We start from the raw sequence: 6,676 nt of genomic DNA on the forward strand, positions 1-6,676 counted from the left end.
CCCGCCGCCCTCACCTCGGGATCGGCGCCGCCACCGCGCGGTGGAACCGGACCCGGTGTCCGGGCCGCAATTGTGCGGCCGTCGGCAGGTCGGCCTCGGCGACCACGGCGATCACCGGGTAGCCGCCCGTCACCGGGTGGTCGGCGAGAAACAGGATGGGCTGACCGTTCGGGGGCACCTGCAGTGCGCCCGCGACCATGGCCTCGCTCGGCATCTCGTCTCTCACGGATCGGTGCAGCGCCCCCGGACCCTCGAGGCGCGCGCCCACCCGGTTGGTGTCGGAGCTGACCGTCCACGTCTCGCGGAGCAGGGCGTCGACGGATGCGGGGGTGAACCAGTCGTCCCGCGGTCCGAGCCGGACGCGCATCGTCAACGGATCCTCGGGCGTGACGGGCGGGGGGATGATCTCGTCCGCCGGCCAGTCGCCTGCGTCCGCACCCACCAGCAGCCGATCGCCCTCCGCGACGGGATCGGGGCCGATCCCCGACAGCGTGTCGGTGGAACGGCTCCCCATCACCGCGGGCACGTCGAAACCCCCGCGGACGGCGAGGTAACTGCGGAGACCCTCCGACGCGAACGCGATCTCCAGAAGGTCGCCGGCGTTGAGGTGCAGCATCGTGTAGTCGGGGCGGGATTTGGAATTGACGGTGACGGGGTTGCGGGCGCCCGTGACGGCGACGCTGACGGTTCCGGCCGCGCGCACCGCGAGCCCGCCGAGCGTGACCTCCAGTGTGGCTGCGTCGGAGGTGTTGCCCACCAACCTGTTTGCGCTGTCGTGCGCGTCTCTGTCGGCGGCGCCCGACTCGCCGACGCCGATCGACGCGTAACCGGGGCGACCACGATCCTGCACGGTGGTGAACGGTCCTGTGCGCACGACCTCGAGCCAAGCCATCGTTCGATTGTCCCGCATCCACCGGTCTCTGGATACGCTCTCGACCATGTTGACCGCGACTCTCTACGGCCTCGGCACCGCCCTGCCCCTGCTGATCGGTGCCGTCATCGGGCTGCGCTACGACCTGCCGCGGCCGGTCCTCGCGGCTCTCATGGCATTCGGTGCGGGAACGATGGTGGCCGCCGTGTCCACCGAGTTGTTCCAGCCCGCGTTCGAGACCGAGGGGATCTGGACGGCGGGCGCGGCCCTGTTCGCCGGGGCGCTCGTCTACGTCGTCGCCGACCGGCTCATCGAGCAGAAACTCGGTGCGGCCGCTCTGGGCTGGGCGTTGATGCTCGGCGCGCTCCTCGACGGCGTCCCCGAGAACACCGCCCTCGGGGTGACGATCAGTAGCGCGGGCGGGGTGGTCCTGCTCGTCGCCGTGGCGGTCGGGAACGTGCCGGAAGCGGTCGCGGGTGCGGCGTCCATGCGGTCGCAGCCGCATTTCAGCCGCGGCCGCGCCCTGTCGGTGTGGACGGCCACCGCCGTCCTGCTGGTGCTGGTGGTGATCGCCGCCGACGCCGTGTCCGACACGATCTCCGACAGCGCCATCGCGACGGTCCAGGCTTTTGCCGGTGGCGCGACGATCGCCGTGCTCGCCGACTCGTTGATGCCCGAGGCCTACCGGGAGGGCGGGTGGTGGGTCGGGCTGTCGACCGCGCTCGGGTTCCTCGTCGCGTTCGGGCTCGGCGCGTAGCGGTCGCTCAGGCGGGCAGCGTCGCGACCGTGTAGCCGTGCGCGGCAGCAACTTCCGCGGACAGCAGCTCTCCGTCGTGCGTGCTCAGTCCCTCGGCGAGGCCGGGGACGGTCGCGGTGGCGTCCTTCCAGCCCTTGTCGGCGAGGGCGACGACGTAGGGGAGGGTGGCGTTGGTGAGCGCGTAGGTGGAGGTGCGGGGAACGGCGCCGGGCATGTTCGCGACGCAGTAGAACACCGAGTCGTGGACCTGGTAGGTGGGTTCGGCGTGCGTGGTGGGCCGCGAGTCCTCGAAGCATCCGCCCTGGTCGATGGCGATGTCGACGAGTACCGAACCGGGCTTCATCCGCGAGACGAGGTTGTTGGAGACGAGGGTGGGGGCCTTCGCGCCGGGTACGAGGACGGCGCCGATGACCAGGTCGGCGTCGAGGACTGCCTGCTCGAGTTCGAGGGTGTTGGAGGTGATGGTCTTGACCTGGCCCTGGTAGAGGGCGTCGATCTCCCGCAGGCGGGCGATGGACAGGTCGAGGACGGTGACGTCGGCGTGCATGCCGTGGGCGACGGCGATCGCGTTCTTGCCGGAGACGCCGGCGCCGATGACGACGACCTTGGCGGGGCGCACGCCGGGGACGCCGCCCATGAGGACGCCGCGGCCGCCGCCCTGACGCATCAGGTGGTACGCGCCGGCCTGCGGGGCGAGTCGTCCGGCGACCTCGCTCATCGGTGCGAGCAGCGGGAGGGAGCCGTCGGCGGCGGTGACGGTCTCGTAGGCGATGGAGGTGGTCCTCGATGCGAGCAGGGCGTCGGTGCAGTCCTTGGAGGCGGCGAGGTGCAGGTAGGTGAACAGTACCTGGTCCTTGCGCAGTCGTGAATATTCCTCGGCGATGGGCTCTTTGACCTTCAGGAGCAGCTCGGCCGAACCCCACACCGCAACGGCGGACGAGAGGATCTGGGCGCCGGCCGCTTTGAAGTCCTCATCCGTGAAGGACGACCCGAGGCCTGCGCCGGATTCGATGATCACTTCGTGTCCGCGTTCGCTGAGTTCGTGGACACCGGCGGGGCTGATGGCCACGCGGTACTCGTGGTTCTTGATTTCGCGGGGGATGCCGATCTTCATGAGAACTCCGTGCTGTTGGAAATTCGATTGGTAGGCACCAATGGTGAAGAAAGCGATCCTCCATGCCAACAGTTGTGAAGATAATTCTCTATCATGGGGGTCATGGCTCGCGACTATTCGGAAGCACTCACTGTGGGGCGGCTCACACCGAAGGATGTTCGGCCCGCCGTCCACCTCGACGACGTTGACCGGATTCTGCTCGATCAGTTGTCCCGGGACGCGCGGACGCCGAACAATGCGCTGGCCGCGATGGCGGGAATTGCGCCGTCGACGTGCCTCGGCCGGGTGCGCTCACTGGTCGAACGCGGCGTCATCCGCGGATTCCACGCCGACATCGATCCGGCGACTCTGGGGCGCGATCTGCAGGCGATGATCGCAGTTCGCGTGCAGGCCAGCGCAAGACAGCACCTGGGCAAGTTGTCGCAGCAGCTCGCCCTGCTGGAGCAGGTGCTGAACGTGTACTTCATCGCGGGCGCGGACGACTATCTCATCCACGTGGCGACGTCGAGCAGCGAGGAGTTGCGGCGCTTCGTTCTCGACCACCTGAGCGCCCACCCGGCGGTGGCCTCGACCGAGACGATCCTCATCTTCGAGCATGTCCGGCCTCGTGGTGGCTCCGCCCCGTGAGTACTTGTTAACCGCGGGCGGTTAACAAGTACTCACGGGCGGCGGAGGCGCAGATCGAGGATCAGCATGGCCGTGTGCAGCGACGTCCGGGACTCGGCGTCGTCGAGGTCGACGCCGAGCAGTCGCTGGATCGTCGCGAGCTTCGCGTACAGCGTGGGCCTCGACAGGTGGAGTTGCTTCGCGAGTTCCGTCTTGTTGCCGCCGAGTTCGAGGAACTTGCGGAGGACGTCGAAGTTGTCGCCGCCGTGGCGCGCCCCATGTTCCAGCAGTCCGCGGAGTTCGGTCTCCGCGAAGGCCTGCACCCGCGGATCGGTGCGGATGAGGGCGAGCAGACCGCGCAACCGGATGTCGGCCGCACGGTGAAAGACCTTGTCGCCCGGTGGCAGCGACAGCGCGACCTCGGCGATGTGAGCGGATTCCGCCAGGCCGCCGGCGGCGTCCAGCAACCGGGTCGATTCGGGACCGACGCCGATGGCGGCGTGCAGGACGCCGTCGAGTCGAGTGAGCGCGGCACGTATCGCCGCGCACAGTTCGTGGAGCGCGTCGGGTGTGGACGCCGGCGGGTGGGACAGCAGCAGGTCGATCTGGCCGGCGCGCCGGTTCGCGGTGAGGGCCGTCTGCCGCGACGTCCGGACCGCGTGACGGACGGCGTCCAGCATCTGTACTCGGCGTCGCTGCGCCAGAACCTGGTCGGCGTTGGCGGTTTCGCTGACCCGCACGGTCATCGGCAGGTAGGTGAGGGCCGGGCGGAGGCCGAGTGCGTGGGCTCGGGCGGTCGCCTCGGCTTCGTCCTGGATGCGTCCGCGCCGGAGTTCGTCGATCAGTCCGCTCTGGGCCTGCTGCTCGAGCGCGGTCCGGTCCTGCTCGACCATCCGGTTCAGTGCGAGCGCCTGCGCGGCACGCTCGAGGGTCATCCGCGCCCGACCCTCGGCGGCGACCGGGCGCGGGGCGACGAGCCGTCCCCATTCCTGCCGATGGGCGCCGACGGGCGTGGTGGTCCACGACTCCGGGCCGTCGACGGCGGTCTGGTGCGACACGGGGGTCAGCCGGGACCGGCGTTCCCATTCGGCGAGGAGGTCCGCCGCCGCCGTTCCCTGCGCCGCGACGGCCAGCACCTGCCGGTTGAGATCTTCGAGGACGATCGGTGCGCCGAGCATGCCGGCCGCGGCGTCGACGATCTCGCCGAGCGACGCCCGCTTCATGCTCAGGTCGGTGAAGACCTCATGGGCGTGCCGCGCGAAGGCGACCTCGTCGTACTGCTCCGCGACGATCGACCGGTGTACTTCCTCGGTGACCTCGACGAACCGAATCTGGCGGTGCAGTGCGATGACGGGGAACGACAGCCTGTCGGCGGCGTGCGCTACCCCGTCCGGCACGGCGTCGACGTGGACGCCGAGTTCGACGACGAGACCGGCTGCACCCGCCGTGGCGAGGCCTTCCAGGTAAGAGGTGGGGTTTTCGGCGAGGGGTTGGCCCGTGGTGAGGACGAGTTCGCCGCCCTGCAGGAGGTTCGACAGGTCGGGAAGATCGCTGACGTGCACCCACCGCACCGGCCTGTCGAGCGGTCCGCCGCCGATCACCTCGGGCAGTCCGGACCGGACGACCGGAAGCGCCAGGATGTCCACGATGGTGGGCTGCATTTACGCAGTGTAAAACAGCGACCGGATTGATTGACAGATCGTCGGGCTCCGGGAGGTGTTACGCGGACCAGAGTGAAGGCATCGCACTTCGCGCGGAGTTCCCGCGTATCGGCTCTCTCGTAAGGAATCGACTTCATGACACACAGCGACGCCGCCCGGACGATCTCGCACTCCGCCGAAGGCCGGACCATCTCGCACTCCGCCGAAGGCCGGACCATCTCGCACTGGTTCGACAACAAGAGGTTCACCGGCACCAGTGGCAACAGCGCCCCAGTGACGAACCCGGCAACCGGTGCCGTGACCGGTCAGGTCGCGTTGGCCAGCGTCGAGGACGCCCGCGTCGTCATCGACGCCGCAGCGGCCGCGTTCCCCGCCTGGCGCGACACCTCCCTCGCCAAGCGTTCCGCCATCGTGTTCAAGTTCCGGGAACTGCTCAACGAGCGCAAGGGTGAACTCGCGGAGATCATCACCTCCGAACACGGCAAGGTCGTCTCCGACGCATTGGGTGAGGTCAGCCGCGGCCAGGAAGTCGTCGAATTCGCCTGCGGCATGCCCCACCTGCTCAAGGGCGGCATGACCGAAAACGCGTCCACCAACGTCGACGTCTCCTCCATCCGGCAGCCCGTCGGCCCGGTCGGCATCATCTCCCCGTTCAACTTCCCCGCCATGGTCCCGATGTGGTTCTTCCCCATCGCCATCGCCGCCGGCAACACCGTCGTCCTCAAGCCCAGCGAGAAGGACCCGACCGCCGCGATCTGGATGGCCGAACTCTGGGCCGAAGCCGGCCTCCCGGCCGGGGTGTTCAACGTCCTCCAGGGCGACAAGACCGCCGTCGACGAACTCCTCACGAACCCGGCGATCAAGGCCATCAGCTTCGTCGGGTCCACCCCCATCGCGCAGTACGTCTACGCCACCGGCACCGCCCACGGCAAACGCGTCCAGGCACTGGGCGGGGCGAAGAACCACGCCATCGTCCTGCCCGACGCCGACCTCGACCTGGCCGCCGATGCCATGGTCAACGCCGGCTTCGGGTCCGCCGGCGAACGCTGCATGGCGATCTCCGCCCTGGTCGCGGTCGGCGACATCGCCGACGAACTGGTCGCCAAGATCAAGGACCGCACCGACACGCTCAAGATCGGCGACGGCACCAAGGACTCCGACATGGGCCCGCTGGTGACGAAGGTGCACCGCGACAAGGTCGCCTCCTACATCGACGCCGGCGAAAACGACGGGGCCACCATCGTCGTCGACGGCCGGACCGTCCAGGCCGACGGCGGCAAGGACGGGTTCTGGCTCGGACCGACCCTGATCGACCACGTCACCACCGACATGAGCGTCTACACCGACGAAATCTTCGGACCCGTCCTGTCCGTGATCCGCGTCGAGACGTACGACGAGGCCCTGGAATTGGTGAACTCCAGCCAGTTCGGCAACGGCACCGCCATCTTCACCAACGACGGCGGCGCCGCCCGCCGGTTCCAGAACGAGGTCGAGGTCGGCATGGTCGGCATCAACGTCCCCATCCCCGTCCCCATGGCGTACTACAGCTTCGGCGGCTGGAAGAACTCCCTCTTCGGTGACAGCCACGCGCACGGCACCGAGGGCGTCCACTTCTTCACCCGCGGCAAGGTCGTCACCACCCGCTGGCTCGACCCCAGCCACGGCGG

At 68.8% G+C, this 6,676-nt stretch carries 6 protein-coding genes; 3 read left to right on the top strand and 3 right to left on the bottom strand.

The genetic code is table 11. The features are described 5' to 3' along the window. Nucleotides 1–10: 10 nt before the first annotated feature. Entirely contained in the window at nucleotides 11–892 is an 882-nt protein-coding gene (locus RJ1_RS21520; protein WP_073363750.1) for a 5-oxoprolinase subunit C family protein, read from the bottom strand. Between the two features lie 46 nt (nucleotides 893–938). On the opposite strand from RJ1_RS21520, the gene RJ1_RS21525 reads away from it, so the two are divergent. After that, the gene (locus RJ1_RS21525; protein ID WP_073363751.1) at nucleotides 939–1,628 is read left to right on the top strand and encodes a ZIP family metal transporter; all 690 of its coding nucleotides are present in this window, start codon (nucleotides 939–941) and stop codon (nucleotides 1,626–1,628) included. A 7-nt stretch (nucleotides 1,629–1,635) separates the two neighbouring features. Here the strand turns inward: RJ1_RS21525 and ald are convergent, their stop codons facing one another. Continuing rightward, nucleotides 1,636–2,742, bottom strand: coding sequence for an alanine dehydrogenase (gene ald / locus RJ1_RS21530; protein WP_073363753.1), 1,107 nt, complete (start codon nucleotides 2,740–2,742; stop codon nucleotides 1,636–1,638). Nucleotides 2,743–2,844: 102 nt separating this feature from the next. On the opposite strand from ald, the gene RJ1_RS21535 reads away from it, so the two are divergent. Beyond that, on the top strand, nucleotides 2,845–3,369 hold the full coding sequence (locus RJ1_RS21535; RefSeq protein ID WP_083400730.1) for an Lrp/AsnC family transcriptional regulator: 525 nt from the start codon (nucleotides 2,845–2,847) through the stop codon (nucleotides 3,367–3,369). 32 nt (nucleotides 3,370–3,401) lie between these two features. Here the strand turns inward: RJ1_RS21535 and RJ1_RS21540 are convergent, their stop codons facing one another. Further along, the gene (locus RJ1_RS21540) at nucleotides 3,402–5,009 is read right to left on the bottom strand and encodes a PucR family transcriptional regulator (protein WP_073363757.1); all 1,608 of its coding nucleotides are present in this window, start codon (nucleotides 5,007–5,009) and stop codon (nucleotides 3,402–3,404) included. A 135-nt stretch (nucleotides 5,010–5,144) separates the two neighbouring features. Here RJ1_RS21540 and RJ1_RS21545 point away from each other — a divergent pair. Next, on the top strand, nucleotides 5,145–6,676 hold a 1,532-nt coding region (locus RJ1_RS21545; protein WP_255284895.1), incomplete at its 3' end, for a CoA-acylating methylmalonate-semialdehyde dehydrogenase.

This window comes from Rhodococcus jostii NBRC 16295, assembly GCF_001894825.1.
Classification (GTDB): Bacteria; Actinomycetota; Actinomycetes; order Mycobacteriales; family Mycobacteriaceae; genus Rhodococcus_F; species Rhodococcus_F jostii.